At 69.0% G+C, this 26,134-nt stretch carries 26 protein-coding genes; 19 read left to right on the top strand and 7 right to left on the bottom strand.

All coding sequences use genetic code 11. The annotated features are described in order from the left end of the window. Positions 1-55 precede the first annotated feature (55 nt). The 5 genes from ctaD to EV672_RS04390 are packed head-to-tail and all read left to right on the top strand — an operon-like array spanning position 56 to position 3,643. On the top strand, positions 56-1,678 hold the full coding sequence (ctaD, locus tag EV672_RS04405; protein WP_133606698.1) for a cytochrome c oxidase subunit I: 1,623 nt from the start codon (positions 56-58) through the stop codon (positions 1,676-1,678). A 26-nt stretch (positions 1,679-1,704) separates the two neighbouring features. After that, positions 1,705-1,833 carry a cytochrome oxidase small assembly protein gene (locus EV672_RS18970; protein ID WP_243738520.1) on the top strand — a complete coding sequence of 43 codons (129 nt, stop codon included), beginning with the start codon at positions 1,705-1,707 and terminating at the stop codon, positions 1,831-1,833. Positions 1,834-1,841: 8 nt separating this feature from the next. Next, a complete protein-coding gene (locus tag EV672_RS04400; RefSeq protein WP_133606697.1) occupies positions 1,842-2,441 on the top strand; it encodes a cytochrome c oxidase assembly protein in 600 nt (199 codons plus the stop codon). A gap of 34 nt (positions 2,442-2,475) precedes the next feature. Continuing rightward, positions 2,476-2,715: a DUF2970 domain-containing protein gene (locus tag EV672_RS04395; protein WP_133606695.1), complete on the top strand. Its 240-nt coding sequence runs from the start codon at positions 2,476-2,478 to the stop codon at positions 2,713-2,715. Between the two features lie 43 nt (positions 2,716-2,758). After that, the gene (locus tag EV672_RS04390) at positions 2,759-3,643 is read left to right on the top strand and encodes a cytochrome c oxidase subunit 3 (protein ID WP_133606693.1); all 885 of its coding nucleotides are present in this window, start codon (positions 2,759-2,761) and stop codon (positions 3,641-3,643) included. Positions 3,644-3,650: 7 nt separating this feature from the next. Here the strand turns inward: EV672_RS04390 and EV672_RS04385 are convergent, their stop codons facing one another. Further along, complete coding sequence (locus EV672_RS04385; protein ID WP_133606691.1) at positions 3,651-3,899, bottom strand: DUF2909 domain-containing protein; 249 nt, start codon at positions 3,897-3,899, stop codon at positions 3,651-3,653. 82 nt (positions 3,900-3,981) lie between these two features. On the opposite strand from EV672_RS04385, the gene EV672_RS04380 reads away from it, so the two are divergent. From EV672_RS04380 to EV672_RS04360, 5 genes are read left to right on the top strand one after another with little or no spacing between them, the layout of a single operon-like run. Then, a complete protein-coding gene (locus EV672_RS04380; protein ID WP_243738557.1) occupies positions 3,982-4,743 on the top strand; it encodes an SURF1 family protein in 762 nt (253 codons plus the stop codon). Between the two features lie 8 nt (positions 4,744-4,751). After that, entirely contained in the window at positions 4,752-5,453 is a 702-nt protein-coding gene (locus EV672_RS04375; protein WP_243738519.1) for an SCO family protein, read from the top strand. Positions 5,454-5,456: 3 nt separating this feature from the next. Continuing rightward, a complete protein-coding gene (locus EV672_RS04370) occupies positions 5,457-6,713 on the top strand; it encodes a COX15/CtaA family protein (protein WP_133606685.1) in 1,257 nt (418 codons plus the stop codon). A gap of 26 nt (positions 6,714-6,739) precedes the next feature. Continuing rightward, a complete protein-coding gene (cyoE, locus tag EV672_RS04365; RefSeq protein ID WP_133606683.1) occupies positions 6,740-7,714 on the top strand; it encodes a heme o synthase in 975 nt (324 codons plus the stop codon). A gap of 27 nt (positions 7,715-7,741) precedes the next feature. Then, entirely contained in the window at positions 7,742-8,401 is a 660-nt protein-coding gene (locus tag EV672_RS04360) for an SCO family protein (RefSeq protein ID WP_243738518.1), read from the top strand. 21 nt (positions 8,402-8,422) lie between these two features. On the opposite strand, the gene EV672_RS04355 is transcribed toward EV672_RS04360, so the two are convergent. The 5 genes from EV672_RS04355 to EV672_RS04335 all read right to left on the bottom strand — a co-directional run bounded on the left by EV672_RS04355 (position 8,423) and on the right by EV672_RS04335 (position 12,555). After that, a complete protein-coding gene (locus EV672_RS04355; RefSeq protein WP_133606681.1) occupies positions 8,423-9,286 on the bottom strand; it encodes a D-hexose-6-phosphate mutarotase in 864 nt (287 codons plus the stop codon). Further along, a complete protein-coding gene (locus EV672_RS04350) occupies positions 9,283-10,293 on the bottom strand; it encodes a DUF429 domain-containing protein (RefSeq protein WP_243738517.1) in 1,011 nt (336 codons plus the stop codon). Before EV672_RS04350 ends, EV672_RS04355 begins: the two co-directional genes overlap by 4 nt. Then, positions 10,287-10,715: a BLUF domain-containing protein gene (locus EV672_RS04345; RefSeq protein WP_133606679.1), complete on the bottom strand. Its 429-nt coding sequence runs from the start codon at positions 10,713-10,715 to the stop codon at positions 10,287-10,289. The genes EV672_RS04350 and EV672_RS04345 overlap by 7 nt, the downstream gene beginning before the upstream one ends. Positions 10,716-10,718: 3 nt before the next feature. Continuing rightward, positions 10,719-11,465, bottom strand: coding sequence for a GTP cyclohydrolase I (gene folE / locus EV672_RS04340; RefSeq protein WP_133606677.1), 747 nt, complete (start codon positions 11,463-11,465; stop codon positions 10,719-10,721). A gap of 175 nt (positions 11,466-11,640) precedes the next feature. Continuing rightward, positions 11,641-12,555, bottom strand: coding sequence for a hypothetical protein (locus EV672_RS04335; RefSeq protein ID WP_133606675.1), 915 nt, complete (start codon positions 12,553-12,555; stop codon positions 11,641-11,643). 137 nt (positions 12,556-12,692) lie between these two features. Here EV672_RS04335 and EV672_RS04330 point away from each other — a divergent pair, with 137 nt between their 5' ends. The 5 genes from EV672_RS04330 (at position 12,693) to EV672_RS04310 (ending at position 21,297) form a co-directional block, all read left to right on the top strand. Then, positions 12,693-13,493, top strand: coding sequence for a M15 family metallopeptidase (locus EV672_RS04330; RefSeq protein WP_243738516.1), 801 nt, complete (start codon positions 12,693-12,695; stop codon positions 13,491-13,493). A gap of 253 nt (positions 13,494-13,746) precedes the next feature. Next, positions 13,747-15,495, top strand: a complete 1,749-nt coding sequence (locus EV672_RS04325; RefSeq protein WP_133606671.1) for a DEAD/DEAH box helicase family protein — start codon at positions 13,747-13,749, stop codon at positions 15,493-15,495. 30 nt (positions 15,496-15,525) lie between these two features. Continuing rightward, positions 15,526-19,455: a type VI secretion system membrane subunit TssM gene (tssM, locus tag EV672_RS04320; RefSeq protein WP_133606669.1), complete on the top strand. Its 3,930-nt coding sequence runs from the start codon at positions 15,526-15,528 to the stop codon at positions 19,453-19,455. Next, on the top strand, positions 19,452-20,444 hold the full coding sequence (gene tagF / locus EV672_RS04315; protein WP_133606667.1) for a type VI secretion system-associated protein TagF: 993 nt from the start codon (positions 19,452-19,454) through the stop codon (positions 20,442-20,444). Before tssM ends, tagF begins: the two co-directional genes overlap by 4 nt. 1 nt (position 20,445) lies before the next feature. Further along, positions 20,446-21,297, top strand: coding sequence for an OmpA family protein (locus EV672_RS04310; protein ID WP_243738515.1), 852 nt, complete (start codon positions 20,446-20,448; stop codon positions 21,295-21,297). Positions 21,298-21,317: 20 nt separating this feature from the next. Here EV672_RS04310 and tssA read toward each other — a convergent pair whose 3' ends face one another. Then, complete coding sequence (gene tssA, locus EV672_RS04305; protein WP_133606665.1) at positions 21,318-22,520, bottom strand: type VI secretion system protein TssA; 1,203 nt, start codon at positions 22,518-22,520, stop codon at positions 21,318-21,320. Between the two features lie 207 nt (positions 22,521-22,727). Between tssA and EV672_RS04300 the strand changes: the two genes are divergently transcribed. The 4 genes from EV672_RS04300 to EV672_RS04285 are packed head-to-tail and all read left to right on the top strand — an operon-like array spanning position 22,728 to position 26,118. Continuing rightward, complete coding sequence (locus EV672_RS04300) at positions 22,728-23,510, top strand: energy transducer TonB (RefSeq protein WP_133606663.1); 783 nt, start codon at positions 22,728-22,730, stop codon at positions 23,508-23,510. A 2-nt stretch (positions 23,511-23,512) separates the two neighbouring features. Continuing rightward, on the top strand, positions 23,513-24,334 hold the full coding sequence (locus tag EV672_RS04295) for a MotA/TolQ/ExbB proton channel family protein (RefSeq protein ID WP_133606661.1): 822 nt from the start codon (positions 23,513-23,515) through the stop codon (positions 24,332-24,334). Positions 24,335-24,344: 10 nt separating this feature from the next. Beyond that, on the top strand, positions 24,345-24,818 hold the full coding sequence (locus tag EV672_RS04290; protein ID WP_133606659.1) for an ExbD/TolR family protein: 474 nt from the start codon (positions 24,345-24,347) through the stop codon (positions 24,816-24,818). 52 nt (positions 24,819-24,870) lie between these two features. Next, positions 24,871-26,118 (top strand): CaiB/BaiF CoA transferase family protein, encoded by a 1,248-nt coding sequence (locus EV672_RS04285; protein WP_133606657.1) that lies wholly within the window; start codon positions 24,871-24,873, stop codon positions 26,116-26,118. Positions 26,119-26,134: the final 16 nt, after the last annotated feature.

The raw sequence follows: 26,134 nt of genomic DNA, 5'->3' as shown, positions 1-26,134 counted from the left end.
CGGCCCATGCCCTTGCTGAACCGACCCGAGATCCGATTCGCTGAAAGGACGCTCCATGAGCGCAGTGCTTGACCACGGTGGCCACGGCCACGACCACGACGACCACCATGGCCACCCGCACGGATGGCGGCGCTGGGTCTATGCCACGAACCACAAGGACATCGGCACGCTGTACCTGCTGTTCTCGCTGACCATGCTGATGATCGGCGGGGTGCTGGCGCTCGGCATCCGGGCTGAGTTGTTCCAGCCGGGGTTGCAGTTGCTCAACCCCGAGTTGTTCAACCAGCTCACGACCATGCACGGCATCATCATGGTGTTCGGCGCCATCATGCCGGCCTTCGTGGGGGTGGCCAACTGGATGCTGCCGCTGCAGATCGGTGCCTCCGACATGGCCTTTGCGCGCATGAACAACTTCAGCTTCTGGCTGATGATCCCGGCCGCGCTGATGCTGGTGGGCTCTTTCTTCATGCCCGGTGGCGCACCCGCCGCCGGCTGGACGCTCTACGCCCCGCTGACGCTGCAGATGGGCCCGTCCATGGACGCTGGCATTTTCGCCATGCACATCCTGGGCGCCTCGTCCATCATGGGCTCGATCAACATCATCGTGACCATCCTGAACATGCGCGCACCGGGCATGACGCTCATGAAGATGCCGATGTTCGCCTGGACCTGGCTGATCACCGCTTACCTGCTGATCGCGGTGATGCCCGTGCTGGCTGGCGCCATCACGATGACGCTGACCGACCGCCACTTCGGTACCAGCTTCTTCAACCCCGCCGGTGGTGGTGATCCGGTGATGTACCAGCACATCTTCTGGTTCTTCGGCCACCCCGAGGTGTACATCATGATCTTGCCGGCCTTCGGCATCGTCAGCCAGATCGTGCCGGCCTTCGCCCGCAAGAAGCTGTTCGGCTACGCCTCGATGGTCTATGCCACCGCGTCGATCGCCATCCTGAGCTTCATCGTCTGGGCCCACCACATGTTCGCCACGGGCATGCCGGTGACCGGTCAGCTCTTCTTCATGTACGCCACCATGCTGATCTCCGTGCCCACGGGCGTGAAGGTTTTCAACTGGATCGCGACCATGTGGAAGGGTTCGATGACCTTCGAGAGCCCGATGCTGTGGGCCGTGGGCTTCATCTTCGTGTTCACCATGGGCGGCTTCACGGGTTTGATCCTGTCGGTGGCGCCCATCGACATCCAGTTGCAAGACACCTACTACGTGGTGGCCCACTTCCACTACGTGCTGGTGGCCGGCTCGCTGTTCGCCTTGTTCGCGGCCTTCTATTACTGGGCCCCGAAATGGACGGGCGTGATGGTGCCCGAGTGGAAGGGCAAGCTGCACTTCTGGTGGTCGCTGATCGCGTTCAACGTGACCTTCTTCCCCATGCACTTCCTCGGTCTGGCGGGCATGCCGCGCCGCTACGCCGACTACCCCATGCAGTTCGCTGACTTCAACGCGCTCGCATCGGTGGGTGCCTTCTTCTTCGGCTTCGCCCAGGTGTACTTCATCCTGGTGGTGCTGATCCCGGCCATGCGTGGCAAGGGTGAGCCGGCCCCGGCCAAGCCATGGGATGGTGCCGAGGGCCTGGAGTGGGAAGTGCCGTCGCCCGCACCCTTCCACACCTTCGAGACACCCCCGAAGCTGGACGCCACCGCGACCCGCGTGATCGGCTGATCGGCATGAGCCAAGGAATGAACACCATGAACGACGTGTCAGCCGATCCGGTGGACCGCCGCCGCAACCTGCGCCTGGCCCTGGTGCTGGCCTCGGTGGCCGCCACCTTCTTCATCGGTTTTGTCGTGAAGATGATCTTGCTGGGCAAGGGCTGAAGGTCGCGATGGCATCGGTGTCCAAGCTCCCTGCAGCGCTGCTGCGACTGCGCCAGGCCAACCTGAACATGGTGGGCAAGCTCACCGTGGTCACAGCCGTGATGTTCGGCTTCGGTTACGCGATGGTGCCGATGTACAAGCACATCTGCGAAGCGCTGGGCATCAATGTGCTGTCCCTCACCGAGCAGCAGGTGCCGGGTGCCGCTGGCCGTGCGCGCAACACGCAGGTGGACTTGACCCGCACCATCACCGTGGAGTTCGATGCCAACGCGCGCGGCCCCTGGGACTTCAAGCCCGAGATGCGCACCGTGCGCGTGCACCCGGGCGAGGTCACCACCGTGGTCTATGAATTCCACAACCGCCAGTCGCGCACCATGGCGGCCCAGGCGATTCCCAGCTACGCGCCCAAGCAGGCCACGGCGCATTTCAACAAGCTGGAGTGTTTCTGTTTCACCGAACACACGCTGGCGCCTGGCGAGACCAAGCGCTGGCCCGTGGTGTTCGTGATCGACCCCAAGCTGCCCAAAGACGTCAGCACCATCACGCTGTCCTACACCTTCTTCGAGGTGGGCGGCAAGGTGCCGGCGGCGCCAGGGGGTTCGGTGTGAGCGTGGTGAAGGTGAGGGCGAAGGTGAAGGGGCCATGAGCAAGGATTTGAAGCAGGCGGCGCAGCGCAAGGGCTCCTTCCTGCAGACGCTCAAGGCCGTTGCCTGGTCTTTTTTCGGGGTGCGCAAGGCCTCGGGTTACGAAGAGGATGTGGCCAAGATCAACCCGGTCCACGTGATCATCGCCGGCATCCTCGCCGGTTTGGTGTTCGTGCTGGGATTGGTCTGGCTGGTGCAGTGGATCGTGGGCAGCGGCGCGGCCGCGTCCGCCGTCTGAGCCATGTGTGAATCAGGTGTGAGACAGCTCTGAGGAGATCAAGATGTCGTCAGCGGTGAGCAAGGGCCACGCGCCCTACTACTACGTGCCAGGTCCGTCCCGCCACCCCGCGATGGCGGCGGTCGGCCTGTTTTTCGTGATCCTCGGGGCAGGGCAATGGGTCAACGGTGTCTCATGGGCGCCGTTCGCCTTCGCCTTCGGCCTGGTGTGGTGGCTGGTGGTGCTCAAGCAGTGGTTCTCGCAGGCCATTGGCGAGAGCGAGGGCGGCATGTACGGCGAGCGCATCGACCTGTCCTTCCGCTGGAGCATGGCCTGGTTCATCTTCTCCGAGGTGATGTTCTTCGCGTCCTTCTTCGGCGCCCTGTACTGGGCCCGCCTGCACGTTTTGCCCAGCCTGGGCAGCCTCGACAACGCCCTGCTGTGGCCTGACTTCAAAGCCATCTGGCCGACCGAGCTGGCCGGCGCGACCGGCTCACCCGCAGGCACGGTCGAGCCCTTCCGGACCATGGACCCCTGGCCCTTGCCCACGATCAACACCCTCTTGCTGCTGACCTCGGGTGTGACGCTCACCGTGGCCCACCATGCGCTGCTGCAAAACCTGCGCGGCAAGTGCATCACCTTCATGTGGATCACCGTGCTGCTGGGCGTGGCCTTCCTGGGCTTGCAGGCTTTCGAGTACTACGAGGCTTACCACCACCTGAACCTGAAGCTGTCATCGGGCATTTACGGCTCGACCTTCTTCATGCTGACGGGCTTCCACGGCATGCACGTGTTCGTGGGCATGCTGATGCTGCTGTTCATCACGCTGCGTTTGCAGAAGGGCCACTTCACGGCCGACAACCACTTCGGCTTCGAAGGCGCCGCCTGGTACTGGCACTTCGTGGACGTGGTCTGGCTGGGCCTGTACGTGGTGGTGTACTGGACCTGAGCGGCGCTCAGCGCGCCAGTGGCACACCGGTGGGCTGGATCCAGCCCATCTGGTATGAGATCAGGATGAAGGCGAACAGTGCGATCGACAGGGCCACCCGCAGGGCAAGCGCACGTGCCATGCGTTTGCCCTTGAGCTTGCCCGGTTCGCCTGGCTCTCCGGGTTTGCCGCTGCGGCCACCTTGCAACATGGCCCGGCCGGCCATGGCCAGTGCCCCGATGATGGCCAGCAGGCCCAGCAAGAAAACGAATTTCATGCCGGTGATTATGGTCTTCTGACCTGGTGGGAACCATGCGATGAACCCGGTGTGTACACGGTGGGTGGCGGTCTTGGCGGGTGTGCTCACCTGCCTGGCCACGGCGGGCCTGGGGCGCTGGCAGCTGCAACGCGCCGATGACAAGTTGTCCGCAGCTGCGCTGATGCAGCGCCGCGCGACCGAAGCTGCCTGGACCGCTGCCGATTGGCCCTGCGCCTCGGCCGACAGACAGGCCTCAGTGGATTTGCCGGTCGATCGCCCGGCGCAACTGCGCGGACGCTGGCTGGGCGACCGCACCGTCTTCCTCGACAACCGACCGATGGACGGCAGCTCCGGCTTCATCGTGCTCACGCCCTTGCGCCTGAGCCACGGCCCGTGCCAGGGGCAGGTGTTGCTGGTGCAGCGGGGCTGGGTGCCGCGCGATGTGCGCGACCGCCAGCGTCTGCCCGCATGGCAGGACAGCGATGCCGAGGTCTCGGTGCCCGGGCGCGTGGCGCAACAGCCATCCCGCACCTATGCCATCGGCGACGAGGCGCTGCCCGATGCGCGCCTGCACCGCGTCATCCGACAAAACGCCGATGCGGCCTTCTGGCAGGCCTGGTTGGGGCAAGCCCCGCTTGCAGGCGCCTTGCTGCAGACCGACGATGAGCGGCCAAGCGGGGTGGCTTTGCTGCGCCACTGGACGGCACCCGATGCGGGCGTCGGCAAGCACCAGGCCTACGCCGCGCAGTGGTTTGCGCTCTCGGCCATCGCCGCGGGCCTCACACTGTGGTTCCAGTTCCTGCGGCCCCTTTACCGTGCCCGTGCCCGTGCCCTGGCCCAACCCGATCCCTCGCGCCCATGAGTTCTGCCTTGTCACCCCAGTTGCCCTCCAAGCCTTCCGCCAACGACCCGCTGGTGCAGCTCAGCGTGCACAGCCTGCCGCCGGCCGACAAGGCCCGACAGTCGCTCGACCAGCGCACCCGCATGGGCCGCATCAAGATGCTGGCGGTCTGGGCGGTGTGTGCTGCGCCGGTGGTGGCCTCGTACTTCACGTACTACGTGCTGCGCCCGCAAGGTCGCACCAACTATGGCGAGCTCATCCAGCCGACGCGGCCGGTGCCTGCCGATGGCCAGCTGGTGTTGACCGACCTGCAAGGCCAGCGTGTGCAGCCCAACGCGCTCAAAGGCCAGTGGCTGCTGGTGTCGGTGGCGGGTGGCGCGTGCGATCCCGCCTGTGAGCAGCACCTCTACCAGCAGCGTCAGTTGCGCGAGATCCTCGGCAAGGACAAGGACCGCATCGACCGCGTCTGGCTGGTCACCGACCAGGCGCCGGTGCGCCCGTCGCTCTTGCCCGCCATGCAGCAGGCCTGGACCCTGCGTGCCGACCCTGCAGCCGTGGCCCGCTGGTTGCAGCCGGAACCCGGGCAGCCGCTGTCGGCCCATTTCTACCTGGTGGACCCCCGCGGCGACTGGATGATGCGATTCCCCGCCCAGGCCGATCCGGTGCGCATCAAGAAAGACCTGTTGCGCCTGATGAAGGCCAACGAGTCCTGGGACAAAGCCGGTCGTTGAACCATGCTGGCGCTGATCAACCTCAACCCCGCCGTGGAAGTGGCGCTGCTGGGTGCGGCCTTGGCCGTGCTGCCGGCCGCCTGGGTGCTGCGGCGTGGTCGCCAGCAGGGCTTGCAAGGCTGGCCGGCGTGGCAGCGCGTGTTGACGGTGGCCACGCTCTTCCTGACCCTGGACCTCGTGGTGTTCGGCGCTTTCACCCGCCTGACCGACTCTGGCCTGGGCTGTCCCGATTGGCCCGGCTGCTACGGCGAACTCAGCCCTTTCCAGGCGCACAGCGACATCAGCGCGGCCCAGGCGGCCTTGCCGGGCGGGCCGGTCACGCACGGCAAGGCCTGGATCGAGATGCTGCACCGCTACCTGGCCACCGGCGTGGGTGCCCTCATCACGGCTTTGATGCTGTTGGCCTGGCGCATGCGGCATGCCGGCGGCCTGTCGCCCTGGTGGGCCACGGCCACCTTCGTGTGGGTCTGTGCCCAGGGGGCGTTCGGCGCCTTGACCGTCACGCTCAAGCTGCAGCCCATCATCGTGACGGGGCACTTGCTGGGCGCGGTGCTGGGCGTGGCGATGCTCACCGCCCAGGTGCGCGTGTTGTCGCCGCGATTGTGCATGCCCGGTGATGCCGCTGACACGCTGGATGCGGCCTGGGCAGGCGCCGGTTTGCGGCGTGTCGGCCTGGCCGTGTTGCTGCTGCTCGTGGTGCAGATCGCGTCGGGCGCCTGGGTCAGCACGAATTACGCCGTGCTGGCCTGCAGCGAGTTCCCGACTTGCCAGGGCCAGTGGTGGCCCGACACCGATTTCCGCGCCGGCTTCCATCTGTTGCGCCCGCTGGGCGGCGACAGCGAGGCTGGCTACCTCACCCTGGCGGGGCTGACGGCCATCCACCTGGCGCACCGTTGCCTGGCGCTGGTTGTGGCGCTGGCCTTGGCCACCTACGCCTGGCGCCTGGGGCGCTGGCAGGTGGGCGGTGATTTGGGCGGTGTACGGCCCTGGCGGCGCGAGGCCCGCGTGCTGGTCGGCTTGCTGCTTTGGCAGCTGACCTCCGGCCTGAGCAACGTGGTGCTGGGTTGGCCCCTGGTGGCGGCCCTGGCCCACACGCTGGGTGCGGCCCTGCTGGTGGCCTGGCTGGTGCGGCTGTGGGTGCTGCCGCGCGGTGCGATCGGGCATCTGGCGCAAGCGGAGGCCGAGGTGCCGCAAAGGCAGAACCCGACCGCGCGACATCAGGGACATCACCCTGGAGATGCGCACCCGGCTGCGTCATAGTCGAGTCAGCTTACCGAGCCTTGAACATGTCCGACACCTTCGCGTCTTCCACGGTTTCCACGGCCACCCTGTCCGCTTCGGCCCAGGCATCGTCCCCCGCTTCGGGCGCCACCTCTGCCGTGCGCCCGCTCGCTGCCTGGCGCCAGTACCACGTGCTGACCAAGCCCCGGGTGGTGCAGCTCATCGTCTTCTGCGCCGTCATCGGCATGCTGCTGGCCGTGCCCGGCGTGCCGTCGGCGGCCGAGGCGCTCACGGCGCTGGCGGCCTGCATCGGCATCTGGCTGGTGGCGGGGTCGGCGGCGGCCTTCAACTGCCTCATCGAGCAGGGCATCGACGCCCGCATGAAGCGCACCGCCTGGCGGCCTACGGCCCGCGGCGAGCTCAGCCGCAAGCACACGCTGCTGTTCAGCGCCGTGCTGTGCGGCACGGGCATGGCCATCCTCGGTCTGTGGGTGAACCTGCTGACCATGTGGCTGACCCTGGCCACCTTCGTCGGTTACGCCATCGTGTACACCGTGGTGCTCAAACCTCTGACGCCGCAAAACATCGTCATCGGTGGGGCTTCGGGGGCGATGCCGCCCGTGCTGGGCTGGGCCGCCATGCGCGGTGCCGTCGAGCCCGAGGCGCTGATGCTCTGTCTCATCATCTTCCTGTGGACGCCGCCGCACTTCTGGGCGCTGGCGCTGTACCGCGTCGAAGACTACGCCCGCGCCGGCCTGCCCATGCTGCCCGTGACGCACGGCAATGCCTTCACGCGCCTGCACGTGCTGCTCTACACCGTCATCCTGCTGGCGGGCAGCCTGCTGCCCTTCATCTACGGCATGAGCGGCTGGATCTACCTGGCCTCGGCCGTGGTGCTGGGTCTGATGTTCGTGGGATACGCCTTTGCGCTGTGGCGGCGTTACAGTGACGAACTGGCCCGCAAGACCTTCCGCTTCTCCATCGTGCACCTCATGCTGATGTTCGCGGCCTTGCTGGTCGATCATTACTGGACGATCTGACCTCGGCGCCTGGGCGCCACCCCGAACATGAGCAAGCTCGACATGGGCCGACGCACGGTGTTGCGATCGGCCGGCGGCCTGGCCGGTGCCGCTGTGGCCCTGCCTGTGACTTTGGCAGCCCTCGCAGGGTGCGACAAGGTGCAGCCTGGCGGCGTGCCCAAGCCCACGGCCAAATTCAATGCGGTGGACATCACCGGCGCGGATTACGCCCGGCGCTTGCAGCTCAATGACTTCGATGGCAAACCGCGCAACCTGGCCGAGTTCAAGGGCAAGGTGGTGTTCGTGTTTTTCGGTTTCACGCAATGCCCGGACGTCTGCCCCACGACCATGGCCGAACTGGCCGAGGTGCGCCGCAGGCTGGGCGCCGATGGCGAGCGCGTGCAAGGCGTGTTCGTGTCAGTGGACCCGGAGCGCGACACGCCGGTCTTGCTCAAGGCCTATCTCACGGGCATGGACCCCAGCTTCGTTGGCCTGACGGGCTCGCTGGCCGACATCGACGCCACCGCGCGCGAGTTCAAGGTGTTTTACCAGAAGGTGCCCACCTCAGGTGGCGGCTACACCCTGGACCACACCGCCGGTGCCTACGTGTTCGACCCGGCAGGCCAGGTGCGCCTGTTCGTGCGCTACGGCCTGGGCGTGGACGCCCTCACGGCCGACCTCAAGCAGCTGCTGAGCGCGGCCGGCTGAGCGCTGCCCACCACACCCGCATCACATCGCTTCGAGCGTGAAGCTCTGGCGGCCCGTCCAGTCTTCGCCCGGCGCCAGGGTGATCGGCTCCAGGATGCGGCCACCTTCGACGCACAGCATGTGGCGCCAGCCATCGGCGGGCATGTCGGCCAGCTTGGCGCAGGCCTCGGGGCCCGGGTTCCACAGCACGGTGTCGGGCATGTCCTGAGCGTCGATGCGCAGACGGCGCGGGCCATCGCGCAGCAGCAGGTCACCGCGCACATTGGCGTAGATGCGGTCGATCTCGCCGTGGAAGCGCTTCTCCGGGTGGTCTTCCAGGGTCTCGCCCCCCAGCAAACGGTCGATGAAGCGGTGGCCTTCGAGGCCTTGCAGCCGCACCTGGGGCAACTCCGACACGGCCAGGTAGGTGTGCAGGGCCGCCGCGAAAGGCCAGGTCGTGTCACCGGTGTTTTCGGCGTGCAGTTCGAGGTCGAGCCGGTTGGCCTCGACCGAGACCGTCAGCTCCAGGCGGAAGCCGTGCGGCCACAGCGCGCGTGTTTCCTCGCTGTCGCTCAGCGCCAGGGTCAGCTGCGCATGGTCGCGGCCGATGCGGCTGGTGTCGTGCGCCCAGGTGCGCGTGCGCGCCAGGCCGTGGCGGGGCAGGGAGGTGTCCGGGCCGCGCAGCTCGAACTGCGGGAAGATGACGGGCACACCGCCTCGCACGGCCATGCCGGGCGCAGCCACGGCTGCGGGCGAGAGGTAGAGCTGTTCTTCGGCGCCCGCGGGCACCCACGAGACCACGTGGCCGCCATGCAGCAAAACAGTGGCTTGGGCGCCGTCCGGGGCGCGCACGACGATGGCGGGTTGGCCCAGGACCTCGGTCTGGGAAAAGGCAAGTTCGTTCATGCCGAGAGTATCCATCCTTCGACCGGGTCCAGGGTCGGGGGCAGGCCCCAGTGGGCGTTGCCTTCTTCACGCTGGCGTTGCGCCCAGGCGGCCTGCATCAGGCAGAGCACAGCGTCGAGGCGGTCGCCCTTGGGGTCGGACAACAGGTGGTCGCGTTGGGCCGCGCTGAGTTGCAGTCGCAGCCCTTGCGCGCCGGCCAGCCTTTGGCTGCGGCCTTGTTCCAGCGCATTGAGCAGGTCCATGCGGGCGATCAGGCGGGCCTGTTGCGCGCTCACCTCGGCGGGCGTGTTGGCCTTGGCGTCGCTCTTGTAGCTGCGCCGCCCGAGCAGCTCGGAGGCCAGCAGGCCCGGGTAGGCCTCCAGGGCGATGGCGTTGGTGCGTCCGGCACGCAGTCCGGGCAGGGTGAAGTTGGCATCGACCAAGCGGCGCATGCCCTCGAAATACATCTTGCCCACGGGCACGTAACGGGTCTGCAGCGGGCTGGTGCTGGACACCCCGGGCATGGCCTGGTCGGTGGCGCGGTGCAGCAGTTTCGATCCGGGGTGCGCTGTGGTGCGTTCAGGGTGCCAGGCGTCGCCCCAGCCGTCGATGAGGCGCTGGAAGCCGGCGCGGTCCACGCAATGCCGGTGCAGGGCGCGCACCAGGCGTTCGGCTTCGAGCGGTGCGCCAGCCGCATCGCAGGCCGGGCCATCCAGGTCGGCGGGCAGGGTGCCCGGGCCGTGCCGCTGCAGGGCTTGCACGAAGGGGCGGGGCAGGCCGAAGGGGAAGTCGCAGGCGGCGATGAAGCCACTGGTGCCGCCCGTGTGGCTGGCACCAGGCGCCAGCACGGCCTCCAGCGCCGCGAGGGTGGGCAATTCGTCCACGCGGTCCAGCCGCACCACGCCGCCCGCGCGCCTGCCCCAGGCCAGGGTGAGTGGCTTGCGGGCGCTGGGCGCGCAGCTGAAATCCAGGCCCAGCAGCGTGGCGGGCAGGGCGGACGGTGCGGTGGCCGAAGGCGCGCTCAGCAAGGCCGGCTGAGGATGGACGCCGTGGCGATCAGCTCTTCCAGCAGCGCCATCGACACCTGGCCCGACACGGCATAGGGGTCCAGCACCGGCCGCTCGGAGTACTTCAGCAGGATCGACGGGTTCACGCGGCTCAGGTTGACCTGGCCCATGGTCCAGCCTGCAAAGCGCCGCTCGGTGATTTCTTCGTAGTGCAGCACGATGACGTCGCGGTGGCGCGGGTCACGGGCGATGCGGTTGTACAGGGCGCCCACGGCATCGCGGCCGCCTTCGAGCACCTGCATGAAGATGTCGCCGCTGTGGCACAGCAGCCCGGTGATGCCGCAAGCGGGGTTGCCCTTGCGCGAGCTGGCGAGGATGTCCTCGATGACTTCGGCTGAGAGCGACTCGACGGCGCGGCTGGCATACAGCAATCGGACCAGCATGGTTCAGGCCTTTCGGTTGGCGACCAGAGAGAGGAATTCGCGGCGCAGGTCGGGGTTCTTCAGGAAGGAGCCCCGCATGACGCTGTTGATCATCTTGGAGTCCATGTCCTTGACGCCGCGCCAGTGCATGCAGAAGTGGTCGGCCTCCATCACCACGGCCAGGCCGTCGGGGCTCATGCGCGATTGCAGCAGGTCGGCCACCTGTGTGACGGCCTCTTCCTGGATCTGCGGGCGGCTCATGATCCAGTCGATCAGGCGGGCGTACTTCGACAGCCCGATCAGGTTGGAGTGCTCGTTGGGCATCACGCCAATCCAGACCCGGCCGATGATGGGGCACAGGTGGTGCGAGCAGGCGCTGCGCACGGTGATGGGCCCGACGATCATCAGCTCGTTGAGGCGCTCGGCGTTGGGGAACTCGGTGACCGCGGGCGGCGCGTGGTAGCGGCCCTTGAAGATTTCCTGCAGGTACATCTTGGCCACGCGGCGGGCCGTGTCTTGCGTGTTGTGGTCGCTGTGGGTGTCGATGACCAGGCTTTCGAGCACGCCGCCGAGCTTGCCTTGCACCTCGTCGAGCAGTTTTTCCAGCTCACCCGGTTCGATGAATTCGGCGATGTTGTCGTTGGCGTGGAAGCGCTTCTGTGCGGCCTGGATGCGCTCGCGGATGCGCACCGAGACGGGCACGCCCTCATCGCCTGTGCCCTCGGGGGCGTTGGAGGCGCTGTCGATGGCGCGGAGCTTGGACGTGGTCATGGAGGATCCCGACTGAAGCAGCGTGGCTGCGGGAGCGCGCATCGCAGCGCGCTGTGCCCGCATTGTGCACACGCCGGGGCCATTGGCCCAGTGGGCGGTCTGATGGATTGGCGTCAAGCGCGTGACAAAGGTTTGTCAAATGGCTGGCGAGTGCGGCGGGTGCGCTGCGCGCTGCTCAGGGGGCGTCGCTGTGGCACGCCGGTGCAGTGGGGTGTTGCACACAGGCTTTGGCCCTGCACACGGCGGCGTCGGCGCCTTGCAAGGCGGCACAGGCTTGCAGGGCTTCCACCGACGAGGGCGGTGCTCGGCGCGCGCTGGCGTGTTTCATCATGGCTTCCAGCAGGGCGACATCTTCATTGGTGCGCGTGCGGCCGTTGGCTTCTCGGGCCGTGGGCGGGCGGGCGGCGGGCGGCGTCACGGCGCTGGTGGGGGCGTTCAGCCGGGCGGCATCGGCAGCGGCGCGGGCGACCAGGGCCGCCTGGGCCTGTTGAGCTTGTTGGGCTTGCTGGGCATGTGGCGCCTGGCGGTCAACCTGCACAGGTTGGGGCGATGCATCGGCAACTGCCGGTGATGCCGGCGAAGCTGCTGCGATGGCCTTGGGCGGCACAAGCTCGATGCGGGCGCTGGCCGCGGGCATGTCAGCGCCTGCGGCCGTGGGGGCCAGCGCGTTGAGTTCCGTGGTCACCACCGCGGCTGCCCGGGCCCGCGCTGACATCGCGTGCGGCTGGCGCACCACTTGGACGAAGCTGTAGAGCACGGCGACCGCGCCCAGGGCCATCGCGCCGAACAAGGCGCGGCTCCACCACGGCGATGCCCAGAGGGCTTCTCTGGAACCCGCTCGACCGCGTCCCGTGGCTCGCCCGCCACGCCCCGCATCCCGGCGGCCCCGGCCGGCCTTGGCCCCACCCCGCGAGCTCAGTGTGGACAGCAGCCGAACGCGGTCGGCATCGACGTCATCGACATCGTCGTCTTCCATGCCCGCGAACAGGCTGGGGCGTTCCAGGCGGCCGGCCTGGCCTTGCGGGCCTGTCTGGCGCGTGCGTGGCGTGTGGCGGGCGGTGAGGCCGCCGGCGTCTTGGTCGTGGCTCACGGCCGATCTCCGCTGTCTTTTATGATGGTTGAACAAACCATTCTACGAACGCCGGCCCCTGCACAGGGAGCCGCGTGGTCGGGATTGCAATCAATCGTTACAGGGTCATGCAGGCAGATTGGGCCATCTGGGGGGGCATGTTGGGCGCGTTGCTGCTGTCCGGTGTGCTCGTGGCCGCCTGGCTGTTCCCGGGATGGTGGCAGGGCGCTTGGCGTGGCCGTGCGGTGCCGGTGCCGGGCCTGTCGCGTTTGGCGGTGCGCCGGCTGGGCCGTCGCGGCGCGTGGTGGTGGGGTGGCCTGCTGCTGTTGTGCCTGCCCGCGGCTGTGGTCATGGCCTGGTCGCGGTGGCACCCCCAACGCCTGGACGGTTTCGACGACGCCACGGTGCCCGCCAACGCCCAGGTGGCGCAGTTGCTGCTCGGCGAGCACCTGGTGCCGCCCCCGCCCGTGCCGCCGGACGTGTTCCTGGCAGCGGACATCGTGGCCGAGCAGCCCTTCCTGGCCACGGCCGACCGCCGCTGGGACCAGATGGACCCCGCCTTCGTGCAGGCGGTGTTGCAAGTCTTCCGTGCGATGAAGGCCACCCACGGCTATGACATGGCCTTGCTCGAAGGCTGGCGCAGCCCGCAACGCCAGGCCTTGCTGGCCGCGCGCGGGCCGGCCGTCACCCAGGCCGGGCCGTGGCAGAGCTACCACCAGTGGGGCCTGGCGGCCGATTGCGCCTTCCTGCGGGATGGCCGCCTGGTCATTTCCGAGCGCGACCCGTGGGCGCGGCAGGGCTATGCCTTGTTCGGTCAGGTGGCCGAGCAGATGGGCCTGACCTGGGGTGGGCGCTGGCAGATGGCCGACCTGGGCCACATCGAATGGCGCAAACCAGGCATGCAGGCGGCCATGCGCGCCCGTGCGGGTGTGGGTGCAGGTGCGGGCGCGGCCCCTTGACCGGGCCTGGGTCACCCACCGCGGTTGACACAGCTGGTAACAGCACACCCCCCTCCGTGGGGGGGCGGGGCCGAGGCGCAGCCCTTAGACTCGCTCCGCCCAAGTGCCTGATCAGGTGCCTGGGCACAGCATTCAACCAAAACATCATTCAGGGAGCGCGGACCGATGGGGCGTCCGCTCGGTGGTTGGGGCCGCAAGGCCCAGCCTCGCGCAGCGTGTTCGACCATCGCGTCACATTCGCATGGCCACAGGCATGTCCAGAGCAGTCAAGGCAGGGATGCTGTGGCTGGTGATCGCCGCCACGGTGTGGGCACTGACCCTGTGGCAGTGGCGTCGCACGCCCGAAGCGGTGTCGGGCCAGGACATCGTCTTGCACCTCCTGGTCTTGCCCCTGGTGTTGACGGCCGTGGCCTGGCTGGCCTGGCGCGGGGTGAAGCGGCTGCGTGCCTTGGCCGATCGCCCCTTGGACGCCGTGCCGACGTCGGCGGTCGCGCATGGCCTGGCAGCAGCGGGCGAACGCGGCGCGCCTGCCCCTGCCCCTGCCCCGTTTACCGAGGTGCCCGAGCAGCCTGTGGCCACAGTCTTGGCCGAGGCCCTGTGCCTGTCCGCCGGTCACGGTGCCGCAGAGGCCTGGCACGCGCTCAAAGAAGCCCGCGTGCGACCGAGCCTGGACCCCGAGCTGAGCGATGCCGATGGCTTGCCCGTTTTCAGCGCTCGGGTGGCCGACCTCGATCTGAACGACTGGTTGCTGGCCCACGGCGAGCTGGGCCACGCGGGCAGCACGCCTTTGCCCGACCCGGTGCTGCGCACCCTGGCTTTGCTGGAGGCGCCGCTGCATCACCTGCTGGACGCGCTGGCGGCTTGGCGCCCCGAGCCTGGCGAGCGCCCCTGGCAAGGGGGCGCGGCCGCCCGTGCCCACGAGCCGATGTCCAGCCTGCCCGCAGGCGCGCCCAGCCACCTGTCCGGCGTGGGGCGGCCGGATGGCCTGGCCACGCGCCAGGCCCGTGCCGAGCGTGCGCCCGCCCTGCAGGTGCGGCTGTGCCTGCCCGCAGCCTGGACCCACGACGACCGTGCCCGTGCCGTGGCTTGGGTGCGCAGCCAGTGTGGCGCCTTGCTGGACTGGACAGACGCCCACGGTGCGCCCGCGCCCGAATGGCAAACGGCGTGGCCGTCAGCGCAGCCGATGTCGCAGGGGTCCACGGAGGCGGTCGATGCCACCGAGGCCGCAGAGGCAAGCCCCGAGCGCGTCTGGGCCGAGCTCGCCTCGCACTGGCTTGCGTGGTCGGCTTCGCCGCGGCCACAACTCTTGCTGCTGCTGGCCGCTGACACCGCGGTGGACGAGGCTTGCGTGGCGCAGTGGCAGGCCCGTGGCGAGCTGTTCACCAGCCACCACCAGCGCGGCCGCGTGCCGGGTGAAGCGGGCGTCGGCCTGCTGCTCGCCAACCGCGCCTGGGAGGCCTGGTGCCACATGCCGCCCGATGCCCTGCTTGCCAGTGGCCTGCCCAGCCCTTCTGCCCGTGACGACATCGCTGCGTGCCCGCGCATGTGGCGGCCGCAGGTGCTGCGCCGCGAGCGCTCGGCCGATGTCATCGGGCGCGTCGATGCCAGTGGCACGCAGGCCCTGCTGCAGCGTGTGGTGCAGTGCATGGCGCCGCATGCCGATGGCGACTGGACCCTGGTCAGCGACGGCGACCACCGCGCCAGCCGCACCGCCGAGGTGTTCGAAGCGCTGCTGGCCGTGCGCCCCCAGGCCGACCCGATGCTGAGCGTGGTGCGGGTGGGCGATGGCTGTGGCGACATGGGCCTGGCGCGTTCCCTGGTGAGCGTCGCCCTGGGCTCGGCGGGCTTGCGCCAAGGCGAGCCTGCGGGCATGGCCCTGGCGCTGCTGGTGCAGGACGCGCTGGAGCGTGTGGCCGTGCCGCTGACGCCGCCCTCTGCGTCATGGCCGACGGCGGTGCCCATGGCTGCATCCACGGTCACACGGGCCACCACACCCACCTGATCTTCGACCCCTCTGCCCACGGACGCTGTCATGCAAGGACTCTGGTTGTTTCTCCTCGATGCCCGCACGCTCGCTGTGCTGGGCGTGGCCGCGCTGGCCGCCTTGCTGTGGCTGGGCGCCGACGCCTTGCACGCGGGGGTGGTCTGGGCCGTGGGCGTCGCGGTGGTGCTGGCGCTGGCCTGGTTGGCCGTGTGGTTGTGGCGCAGGCACCAGGTGCGCCAGGCTGGGCAGGCGCTGGAGCAGGCCATCGAGGCCGATGCCGACCAGGCCGTGCGCCGGGCCGCGCGCGCCGGCAAGGACGACGAAGTGGCCGCCTTGCGCAACCGCATGGCCGATGCCGTCAAGCGCATCAAGACGTCCAAGCTCGGTGAAACCTCTGGCGCCGCGGCGCTGTACGAGTTGCCCTGGTACGCCATCATCGGCAACCCGGCGGCGGGCAAGAGCTCGGCCATCGTCAAGTCGGGCCTGACCTTCCCCTTTGCCGAAAACACCGATCCCATCGTCCAGGGCATCGGCGGTACGCGCCACTGCGACTGGTACTTCACCACCGAGGGCATCTTGCTGGACACGGCCGGGCGCTACTCGGTGCACGAGGAGGACCACCGCGAGTGGCTGGGCTTCCTCAAGCTGCTGAAAACGCACCGTCCCAAGGCGCCGCTCAACGGCGTCATCATCGCCGTCAGCATCGCCGAGCTGCTCAACCAGAAGGCGGATTTCGCCATCGACCTGGCCCGCAAGCTGCGCCAGCGCGTGCAGGAGCTCACCGAGCAGCTCGAAGTGTTCGTGCCGGTGTACGTGGTTTTCACCAAGGCCGACTTGATCGCGGGCTTCGTCGATTTCTTTGAGGACCGCGACCGTGCCGAACGCGACCGTGTCTGGGGCGCCACCCTGCCGTACGACGTGCAGTCGCCCGCCGATGCCTCGGCCCTGTTCGAGCAGCACATGGACGTCCTCTGCCAAGGCCTGAAGGATGCTTCGGTGACGCGCATGTCCTTGCACCGCGGCGAACAGCTGCCGCCTGGCGTGCTGACCTTCCCGCTGGAATTCGCCGCGCTCAAGCCCACGCTGCGCACCTTCCTGCACACGCTGTTCGAAGAGAACCCCTACCAGTTCCGCCCCATCTTCCGTGGCTTTTATTTCACCAGCGCGGTGCAGGAAGGGCAGTCCACCAGCCGCGCCAGCCGCCGCGTGGCCGAGCAGTTCGGTCTTCAGCTGCAGCCTGGCACGGCCGCGACCGTGTACTCGCAAAGCGGCTTCTTCCTCAAGGAGTTGTTCTCGCGCGTCATCTTCGCCGACAAGCAATTGGTGCAGCAGTACACCAGCCGCCAGAAGTTGCGCTTGCGCCTGGCCAGCTTTGCCGGTGGCATGCTGTTGCTGGGTGCCTTGCTGGCGGGCTGGACCTGGTCTTACCTGGGCAACCGCGAGTGGGTGTCGCACGTGCAGGCTGACCTGGTCAATGCGCAGCGCGTGCAGGACAAGCGCGTGGACCTGGCCTCGCGCCTGGAGGCGCTGGAGATCTTGCAAGACCGGCTGGAGCAGGTGCAGCGCGCCCGCGATCAGCACACCTGGTCGCTGGGCCTGGGCCTCTACCAGGGCGATGCCATCGAGCGCCGCTTGAAGGAGGAATACTTCCACGGCCTGCAAGCCTTGCTGCTGCAGCCCAGCGCCCAGGGCATGCAGGCCTACCTGGCCGAGGTCAATGCGCATGCCGCCGAGCTGGTGCCGCAGGGCCGCGCGGGTGAGACCTCTGCGGCTGTGGCCGCTGCTTCTGCTTCCGCCGCTGCAGGCGGTACAGCACCCGGGCAGGCCGATGCGCCCACGCCCTACACCAGTGCCTCGGCGCGCGACGTGGGCGAGGCCTACAACGCCCTCAAGGCCTACCTCATGCTGGGCGAGCGGGCCCGCCTGGAGCCTGGCCACATGGGCGACCAGCTCACGCGTTTCTGGCGCGAATGGCTGGAGCTCAACCGCGGCGGCCTGCCGCGCGAAGCGATGATCCGCCACGCCGAGCGGGTGCTGTCTTTCGCCCTGGCGCGCATGGGCGATCCGGCTTTTCCCCAGCTCGACCTGGACGTGGCCCTCATCGACCAGACCCGCGACAACCTGCGCCGCGTGGTCAAGGGCCTGCCGGCCCGCGAACGGGTGTATGCCGACATCAAGGCCCGCGCCGCCACGCGCTACCCGGCCGTGACCGTGGCCAGCCTGATGGGCGACGGCGACCGCGAGGTGCTGGCCGGCAGCCAGGTGGTGCCTGGCGCTTTCACCCGCCAGGCCTGGGACGGCCACGTCAAGGGCGCCATCGAGGAGGCGGCCCGCCACACCCTGCAGTCCACCGACTGGGTGCTCAAGACCGCCACCTCCGACGACCTCACCCTCGAAGGCAGCCCCGAGCAAATCCAGAAGACCCTGACCCAGCTCTACAAAACCGAGTACGCCCAGGCCTGGCAGAAGTTCATGCAGGGCGTGAGCGTGCAGGACTTCAACGGCTTCGATCAGGCCGTGCAGCGCATGAACCGCCTGGGCGACCCGGTCAGCTCGCCGCTGGCCACCTTGCTGCGCACGCTCCACGAGCAAACCGCCTGGGACAACCCCAGCCTGCTCAACGACAAGCTGGCGCAGGGCCAGACAGGCGTGGTCGAGTGGTTCAAGCGCACCGTGCTGGGCATGGCACCGGCACCGGCCGGCGTCAATGTGCAGGTGGACCTGGGCAAGGCCATGGCCGTGCCCATGGGCCCGATCGGCGAGAAATTCGCTGGCATCAACCGCCTGATGACGCCGCGCGAGGGTGGCAACACCCTGGCGCAGACTTACCTGGCATCGCTGTCGGGCGTGCGCACCCGATTCAACCAGATGAAGAACCAGGGCGATGCCGGCCCGGCTTCGCGGCAGTTCATGCTGCAGACGCTGGAAGGGCAGGGCGAGCTGGCCGAGTCGCTCAAGCTGGTGGACGAGCAATTGCTCACCGGTCTGGGCGATGCGCCCCGCGCGGCCTTGCGGCCCCTGCTCGTGCGGCCCTTGATGCAAGCCTTCGCCGTGCTGGTGCGCCCCACCGAGGCCGAACTCAACCGCAACTGGGCGGCCTTGGTCTATGAGCCCTTCCAGCGCACCCTGGCCACGAAATACCCATACGATCGCCGCGCCAGCCTGGAGGCCAGCCCGACCGAGGTGGCCGCGGTGTTCGGCAGCGAGGGGGCTGTGGCCAAATTCGTCGAGCAGTCGCTGGGCGCACTGGTGCTGCGCCGTGGCGATGCCCTGAGCCCGCGCACCTGGGCCGACATGGGCGTGCGCCTGCGTCCTGACTTCGTGGCCGGCCTGGGCGGCTGGGTGGCGCCCCTGGGCGGTCCTGGCGGAGCGACTGCCCCCCATGGCGCAGGTGGGCGCGGTGCGGTGCCCGCTGGTGCGGCCGATGCCTCGCAGGCCGGTGTGCAAACGACCTTCCAGGTCTTGCCGCTGCCCTCGCCTGGCCTGACCGAGTACACCCTGGACATCGATGGGCAGGTGCTGCGCTACCGCCAGGGCGCCTCCAGCTGGACGCCCTTCGTGTGGCCGGGGCCAGGCACACCGGGCGTGAAAATCAGTGGCGTGACCTTCGATGGCCGCGGCGTGGGCTTCTTCAGCGAGCCGGGCCGCTTCGGCCTGGAGAAGATGATCAACGCAGCGCGTCGCCGCAAGGTCGATGGCCAGGTGTTCGAGCTGAAGTGGCCGCAAGGCGATCTGGCCGTGGCGGTGCAGCTGCGCATCATCTCCAACAGCGGGGCGTCGTCCGCGGGTGAGGTGGGCGCTGGCGGGGCAGGCGCTCCGGGCGGCAGTGCTGGCGGTGGCGGCGGTGGCCCTGGAGGTGGCGCGGTCCGCGCCGTGGCCCTGCCGGCGGTCGTGGCCGGTGTCGATGAGGCGGGTGTGGCGGGCGCGGCCAGCGTGGCCGTTCCCGTCGCGGTGGTCTCTGCAGGAGGCACACGATGAGCGCGGTCCCATCCCAGCAGACCGCTGGCGAGCTGCTCTATTTCGGCAAGTTGCCTTCGCGCGGCGATTTCGTGCGCAGCACACAGCACGCTGGCCTGGTGGCGGACCTGGACCAATGGCAGTCGCGCACATTGGAGCGGCTGTCTGCCGACCCGCGCTGGAAGCTGGTCTATGACGCCGCCCCCGACTTGCCCTTTGCCATCGTCAGCACGGGCAGCCGCGCGGCCCTGGCCGGGCACTGGCAAGCCAGCCAGGACAGCTCCGGTCGCCGCTTCCCCTTCATCACCGCCGCGGCCTTCGAATGGCCGCAGCCGCGCGACGCCGCGGTGCTGGCCCCGATGATGCTGGCCTCTGTGTGGGGCGGTCTGTCGCGCGCCGGACGTGCGGCCCGGGTGGCCACCGAGCACGCCGATGCCCAAGCCAGCCTTCAGTCCGTTCAGCCGCAGGCCCTGACGGCCGAGCGTGCGCGCGCCGAACTGCTCACCTTCCTGGACACGCACACCGTCGCGGGCCTGGAGCAGATGCTCGCGGCCAGTGGCACCCGCCTGTCCTTGCGCCAGGCCGTGCTGGCGCTGGGCCTGCTCCTGCAGCCTGCCTTGACCCAAGGTGGCGGTCGCATGGGCAAGTTGCTGCGCCTGCCTCTGGCGGCGGACCCTGTGCTGCAAACGCCGGTGGCGTCGTGGTGGTTGTTGCTGGTGCTGGGCTTTTTCCAGCGCCACGATGTGGAGCTGGCCTTGTTCCTGGACGTGCACCGCGGCCCACCGCACTTGTTGCTGGGTTTCCAGGGGGCGTCGGCCAGCACGCTGGGCGCTGTCATCGATCCGCAGGCCCCGGGGCACGAGGGCGTGAGCCTGGCCCAGGCCGAGTGGGTCGAGGCCGAGGTGGCCCAGGACGTCGGCTTGCGCAAGTTGTCCACCTACCTGTCGGACCCCGATCTCTCGCTGTGGCAGGCGGTGCGGACCCACCAGGAAGTCTTTCTCGGAGCATGACGTGAACACGAGCACACCCTGGCAACCCCGCTGCAGCACAAGCCTGGCGATGACCTTGGCCGCGGCCCTGCAGCTGACCAGCCTGGCGACCACGGGCGCGCAGGCGCAGGTGCCAGCCCCAGCCACTTTGACCGTGCCTGCGCCCCGGCCTCCCACCGCGCTCAAGCCGGTGATCGTGTCGGGCACCGTGCCGGACGAGGCCACGCGCGCGGCCGTGCTGAGCCGCTTGCGCGAGATCTACGGCGCCGAGCGCGTGGTGGACCAGCTGGCGCTGGGCGCCGTCGTGGCGCCGCCGCAGTGGTCGCAGTACGTGGGCAAGTTGCTGTCGCCGAGCCTCAAGCAGGTCCACCACGGCCAGCTCAGCGTGCAGGGGCAGACGGTGCATTTGCAGGGCGAGGTCGGCAACGAGGCGCAGCGCCAGCAACTGGCGGCCGACATGGCGCAGTCCCTGAACCCCACTTACAGCGTGCGCAACGGCCTGCGCGTGGCAGCGCGCGAGCAGTCCCTGGTGGACCAGGCCCTGGCCAACCGCACCATCGAGTTCGAGCCTGGCAGCGCGGTGCTGAAACCCGCTGGGCAGCTGATCCTCAACGAGATGGCGGCGGCCCTGCTGCAGCTGCGCGGGCGGCGTGTGGCCTTGATCGGTCACACCGATGGCCTGGGGGCACGGCCGGCCAACGTCAGCCTCTCGCTGGCGCGCGCGCAGGCCGTCAAGGACTACCTGATGGCGAAAGGCATCCCCGCAGACAGCCTCAGCACCAGCGGCATGGGGCCGGACCAGCCGGTGGCGAGCAACGTGACCGAGGAGGGCAGGGCCCGCAACCGCCGCATCGAGTTCCGCGTCGGAGCCTGATCGCCACTCCGTGCCGCGGCTCAGTGGGCGTTGTCCGCGCTTTCGGTGTCTGCGCCGGGCAAGCCCAGCAGCTCGTTGAGGTGGGTCATGGCACCGCCGTCCTTGACGACCTCCTGCAGCCATTGGTGCAGGGGCATGTCGCCCCACTTGACGGCTTTTTCTGCCAGGTAGGCCACGGGGCTGTGGGGCTCGGTCTGGCGGAAAAATGCGGCCACTTCGCGCAACTGCTGCAGGGCCTCACCGCGTGTTTGGGGTGCGCGCAGAACGCCTGTGTTGTGCTTGCCTTGGGCATGGGCATGGGCGATGGCGTTCGCAATGCCTGCCGTGCCCTGGCCCACATCCCCTGGCACTTGGGAGGGGCTGTTGGGCAGCTCCTGGGGCGACGCTGCCTGCCATGCGGCACTGTCGCCGGGCGCGCTGTCGGCCACAGCGGGTGCAACGCCCACCTCACGCAGCAGGCGGCCCAGTTCGTGCGTGACCTGCGCCAGCGCTTCGCGGGCGGCCACGAAGCTGGGGCCGTCCTGGCCCAGGTGCGTGTCCACGACCGTTTGCCACCTCAGCAGGGCGGCTTGCGCGTCTTGCTGGGCGGCGAAGGTGCTGCGCAGCTGGGTGGCCGGGGTGTCTGCCAGGGCCTGGCGGAAGCGGGCGGCGGTCAAGGGTAGGCCGCCATCGGGGCCGGTGGTGGCCCCCGCCAAGGCCGGGCTGGCCGAGGCGCTGTGGCCATCGCCAGCTTTCGCATCCCGCAGGCGTGCGTGGGCCAGGTCGCGCAGGCTGTAGCGTTCGCCTTTGCGGCTCTGCGTGACGGGCAGGGCCGGCGCCAGTTCCACCAATCGCTGCAACAGCCAGGCGATGTTGCCGATGCGTTCCTCCATGTCGCCACCTTCGGGCCGCGGGTGCAACTCGGCCCAATGCCGCTCGCACAGGGCGGTGCACAGGCTCAGGCCTTCGGCCAAGCCGCGGTGCCCGTCGCTGAGCGCGCTGGCTTCGGTCAGCCACAGCGCCAGGCGGAGGTCTTGGGTGCGGGTGCGCAGCAAGTCGCTGCACTGGCGGACCACGCCCGGCCAGTCGGCCTGCTTGAGCGCCGTGACCCAGGCGCCCTGATCGAGGCTGGGGTCGTCGGCGCGCCGCATTTCGGCGATCTGGTCGAACTCGTTGGAAAACGACATGTCCTCGCCGCAAGGCGAGTGCGCCGCGATGGGCGACAACAACACTTCCACGTCCATGACATCCCTGGCTGGTGCAATTCGGAATCCGGGGCTGCATCGCTGGCAGCCTGCCCGGCCAGGATGATCCCACGGCGGCCTTGCCGCAGGCGTCCCCCGATGGGGGGATTCCGGTAACGGGGTGTGAACGCAAGGCCAGGCGCAAGCCCCTTGATCCAAGTCAACAGTTGAGAATGATTATCAATCACGTATGCTAGACTGGCACCCATGACTGCTTCTTCGCGTCTTGTTGCTGCCGGGCCCCAGGCCCACATGCGGGCCGGTGGGCTGGGCCCGCACTCGGACCTCAGCACCGCCCAGATGGGCTGGGTGTGCGGGCTGGTGCTGGCCGCGCACGCCGGGGCCGCGACCTGGTTGTGGCGTGCGACCGCCGAGCCTGTGCCCGAGCTGGCATCGCCCACCATCGCCGTGGTGATGCTCGACAACGAGGCCCCGGTGCCGCCCGCGCCCCCCGCACCGCCTGCGCCAGCCACCGACACCCCACCGCTGGCGCAAGCTGCGCCGCCCGCACCCGCTGCGCGCAGTGTCGCTGCCCAAGCGCCCTCGGTGCTGGCCACGCCCACACAGACGGCCGCCGCGGTGGCTGCCGCTTCGCCCACCCCGGCTGCGCCCACCGAGGCCCCCGCGGCCGTGGCGGCGCCCGCGCCTGCTGTCGTGGCGCCCACGCCGGCGCCGGCCGCACCGCCAGCGCCTGCCGCGCCGAAAATGTTGCCCTCATCGGCGGTGCGCTACCTGGTGCCCCCGGTGCTCAGCTACCCGCGGGCCTCGCGCGAGTTGGGTGAGTCCGGTGTGGTGCGCCTGCGTGTGTTGGTGGACGAGCAGGGCCGCCCTCGCGAAGTCGAGGTGGCCAAGTCGTCGGGCCATCCGCGCCTGGACCAGGCCGCCTTGGTGGCCATGCGTGCCGCGCGTTTCCAGCCTCACATCGAAGATGGTCAGCCCCGCTCGGTGTCGGTGCTGGCCCCCCTCAATTTCCAGCTTGACGAGTTTTGACCATGTCCGACCTTGCTTCCACCGTGACCGCAACCGCCTCTTTGCCCGAGGCTGCGGCATCTGTCGCACAGGCAACTGCGCCGCAGCCGGGGTTCTCGCACTTCATCGCCCAGTCCGATGGCATCGGCCAGGGGCTGTTCGTCATCCTGTTGCTGATGTCGCTGTTGTCCTGGGCACTGATCGTCACCAAGGGCATCGGCCTCATCCTGCGTGAGAAGCGCAGCCAGGCCTTCCTCAACCTGTTCTGGAACGCGACCTCGCTGGAGTCGGTGCAGCACGAGCTCAACACCCACGGCGCGCAAGAGCCTTTCGGCCACCTGACGGCCCACGCCATGCAGGCCCAGGCCCACCACGCCCGCTACGGCGCGGCCAAGCTGGAAGAGGCCGGCACGGCCCAGGAGTTCCTCACCCGCACCATCAAGAAGGTGCTCGACGAAGAAACCCTGCGCATGGAAAGCGGCCTGACGGCACTGGCCACGGTCGGTGCGACCGCGCCTTTCGTCGGCCTGTTCGGCACGGTCTGGGGCGTCTATCACGCGCTTGCCGCCATCGGCATGTCGGGTTCGGCCTCGCTGGACAAGGTGGCCGGCCCGGTGGGCGAGGCGCTGATCATGACGGGCGTGGGCCTGGCCGTGGCCATCCCGGCCGTGGTGGCCTACAACTGGCTGACGCGCAGCAACCGCGTCTGGGGTTCGCGCCTGGACACCTTCGCTTTCGAGCTGTTCACCTTCCTGTCCACCGGGCAGACGCTGAAGGCACCCGCGCCGCCGGAGGGCGCCAATGTGCGCAACCTGTCGTCGGCAGGCGCCGCCGGCAAGCACTGAGGATCACGCCATGGCTTTCGCCAGTTTCGACAACAAGCGCGGCTCTGCCCCGCTGGCCGAGATCAACATGGTGCCGCTCATCGACGTGATGCTGGTGCTGCTGGTGATCTTCATCGTGACCGCCCCGCTGATGAGCCACTCGGTCAAGCTGGAGCTGCCCAAGGCCAGCGCCCAGCCGGTGCAGGCCCAGGCCGAGAAGATCGACGTGTCCATCGACGCCGCGGGTGTGCGCTTCCTGAACGGCAAGGCGCTGAGCCGCGAAGAGCTGGTGCTGCGCCTGGCCGCAGAAGGCGCCAAGCCGACGCCGCCCGAGATGCACTTGCGCGTGGACCAGTCCGTGCCTTACCGCGTGGTCGCCGAGACACTGGCCGATGCCTCGCGCGCCGGCGTGGGCAAGATCGGCTTCGTGACGGACCCGAGCACGGCCCCCGCGGCCTCGGGCCAGGCGCCACAGGCCGGCCCGTCGCCTGCGGGCAAGCGCTGAGGGCACGGAGGCGCGTTCGGGCGTGCATGGCTTTGGCATACGATGCTGAGCCATGAGCTCAGGCCAGCACCCTCCGTCCTCCCCTCCGTCTCACTCGTCATCCGCGACCCCGCCGCAAGCGCTGGCAGGCTTGCGCGTCATCGAGCTCGGGCAGCTCATCGCCGGCCCCTTCGCGGGCAAGACCCTGGCCGACTTCGGCGCCGAGGTCATCAAGGTCGAGCCACCGTCCCACGAGGGTGGCCCGGGCGGCGACCCGCTGCGCCAATGGCGCATGTGCCACAAGGGCACCAGCGTGTGGTGGCAGGTGCAAAGCCGCAACAAGAAGAGCGTGGTGCTCGATTTGCGCACGCCCGAGGGCCGCGACACGGTGGCCCGCCTGATCGACGAAGCCGACGTGCTCATCGAGAACTTCAAGCCCGGCACCCTGGAGAAATGGGGCCTGGGTTACGAGGCCTTGAGCGCGCGCAACCCGGGCCTGATCATGCTGCGCATCAGCGGCTACGGGCAGACCGGGCCTTACCGCGAACGCCCGGGCTTTGCCGTGGTGGCCGAGGCCATGGGTGGCATGCGCCACCTCAATGCCGAGCCGGGGCGCGTGCCCGTGCGTGCGGGCGTCAGCCTGGGCGACACCCTCGCTGGTTTGCACGGTGCCATCGGCATCCTGCTGGCCTTGCAGGCGCGCCACCACAGCGTCAGCGCCGAGGCGCCCAAGGGCCGCGGGCAGGTGGTGGACGTGGCCTTGTACGAGGCCGTCTTCAACTGCATGGAAAGCCTGCTGCCCGAGTACAGCGCCTTCGGGGCGGTGCGCCAGCCCGCGGGCTCGGCCCTGCCGGGGATCGCACCCAGCAACGCCTACCCCTGTGCCGATGGCATGGTGGTGATCGGCGGCAACGGCGACTCCATCTTCAAGCGCCTGATGATCGCCATCGGGCGCGACGACCTGGCCACCGACCCCGAACTGGCCAGCAACCCGGGGCGTGTGCAGCGCGTGGCCGAGATCGATGCCGCCATCGGCGCCTGGACGGGCACACGCGCCGTGGCCCAGGTGGTGGACGTGCTCAACGCCGCCAGCGTGCCGGTGGGCCGCATCTACACCGCGCAAGACATCGCCGAGGACCCACACTACCAGGCCCGCGAGATGCTGCTGGGCATCACCTCGGCCGATGGCCTGACGGTGCAGGTGCCGGGCATCGTGCCCAAGCTGTCGGCGACACCGGGCGCCATCACGCGGCGTGCGCCGACCCTGGGCGAAGACACCGAGGCCGTGCTGGCCCGCATCCAACCTAACAAGGGAGCCTGACACCGTGAGCCATGAA

This window comes from Aquabacterium commune (genome assembly GCF_004362855.1).
Classification (GTDB): Bacteria; Pseudomonadota; Gammaproteobacteria; order Burkholderiales; family Burkholderiaceae_C; genus Aquabacterium; species Aquabacterium commune.
This window is presented reverse-complemented; position numbering and strand designations above follow the sequence as displayed.

Bases quoted from the DNA above. Each gene is read 5' to 3' on its own strand.
- tssA (WP_133606665.1), bottom strand. From the start codon at position 22,520: ATGGACGTGGAAGTGTTGTTGTCGCCCATCGCGGCGCACTCGCCTTGC.
- EV672_RS04400 (WP_133606697.1), top strand. From the start codon at position 1,842: ATGGCATCGGTGTCCAAGCTCCCTGCAGCGCTGCTGCGACTGCGCCAG.
- EV672_RS04390 (WP_133606693.1), top strand. From the start codon at position 2,759: ATGTCGTCAGCGGTGAGCAAGGGCCACGCGCCCTACTACTACGTGCCA.
- EV672_RS04325 (WP_133606671.1), top strand. From the start codon at position 13,747: ATGTCCAGAGCAGTCAAGGCAGGGATGCTGTGGCTGGTGATCGCCGCC.
- EV672_RS04330 (WP_243738516.1), top strand. From the start codon at position 12,693: ATGTTGGGCGCGTTGCTGCTGTCCGGTGTGCTCGTGGCCGCCTGGCTG.
- EV672_RS04295 (WP_133606661.1), top strand. From the start codon at position 23,513: ATGTCCGACCTTGCTTCCACCGTGACCGCAACCGCCTCTTTGCCCGAG.
- tagF (WP_133606667.1), top strand. From the start codon at position 19,452: ATGAGCGCGGTCCCATCCCAGCAGACCGCTGGCGAGCTGCTCTATTTC.
- EV672_RS04395 (WP_133606695.1), top strand. From the start codon at position 2,476: ATGAGCAAGGATTTGAAGCAGGCGGCGCAGCGCAAGGGCTCCTTCCTG.
- cyoE (WP_133606683.1), top strand. From the start codon at position 6,740: ATGTCCGACACCTTCGCGTCTTCCACGGTTTCCACGGCCACCCTGTCC.
- EV672_RS04385 (WP_133606691.1), bottom strand. From the start codon at position 3,899: ATGAAATTCGTTTTCTTGCTGGGCCTGCTGGCCATCATCGGGGCACTG.
- EV672_RS18970 (WP_243738520.1), top strand. From the start codon at position 1,705: ATGAACGACGTGTCAGCCGATCCGGTGGACCGCCGCCGCAACCTGCGC.
- EV672_RS04355 (WP_133606681.1), bottom strand. From the start codon at position 9,286: ATGAACGAACTTGCCTTTTCCCAGACCGAGGTCCTGGGCCAACCCGCC.
- EV672_RS04360 (WP_243738518.1), top strand. From the start codon at position 7,742: ATGAGCAAGCTCGACATGGGCCGACGCACGGTGTTGCGATCGGCCGGC.
- ctaD (WP_133606698.1), top strand. From the start codon at position 56: ATGAGCGCAGTGCTTGACCACGGTGGCCACGGCCACGACCACGACGAC.
- EV672_RS04370 (WP_133606685.1), top strand. From the start codon at position 5,457: ATGCTGGCGCTGATCAACCTCAACCCCGCCGTGGAAGTGGCGCTGCTG.
- EV672_RS04290 (WP_133606659.1), top strand. From the start codon at position 24,345: ATGGCTTTCGCCAGTTTCGACAACAAGCGCGGCTCTGCCCCGCTGGCC.
- EV672_RS04285 (WP_133606657.1), top strand. From the start codon at position 24,871: ATGAGCTCAGGCCAGCACCCTCCGTCCTCCCCTCCGTCTCACTCGTCA.
- tssM (WP_133606669.1), top strand. From the start codon at position 15,526: ATGCAAGGACTCTGGTTGTTTCTCCTCGATGCCCGCACGCTCGCTGTG.
- EV672_RS04300 (WP_133606663.1), top strand. From the start codon at position 22,728: ATGACTGCTTCTTCGCGTCTTGTTGCTGCCGGGCCCCAGGCCCACATG.
- EV672_RS04345 (WP_133606679.1), bottom strand. From the start codon at position 10,715: ATGCTGGTCCGATTGCTGTATGCCAGCCGCGCCGTCGAGTCGCTCTCA.
- folE (WP_133606677.1), bottom strand. From the start codon at position 11,465: ATGACCACGTCCAAGCTCCGCGCCATCGACAGCGCCTCCAACGCCCCC.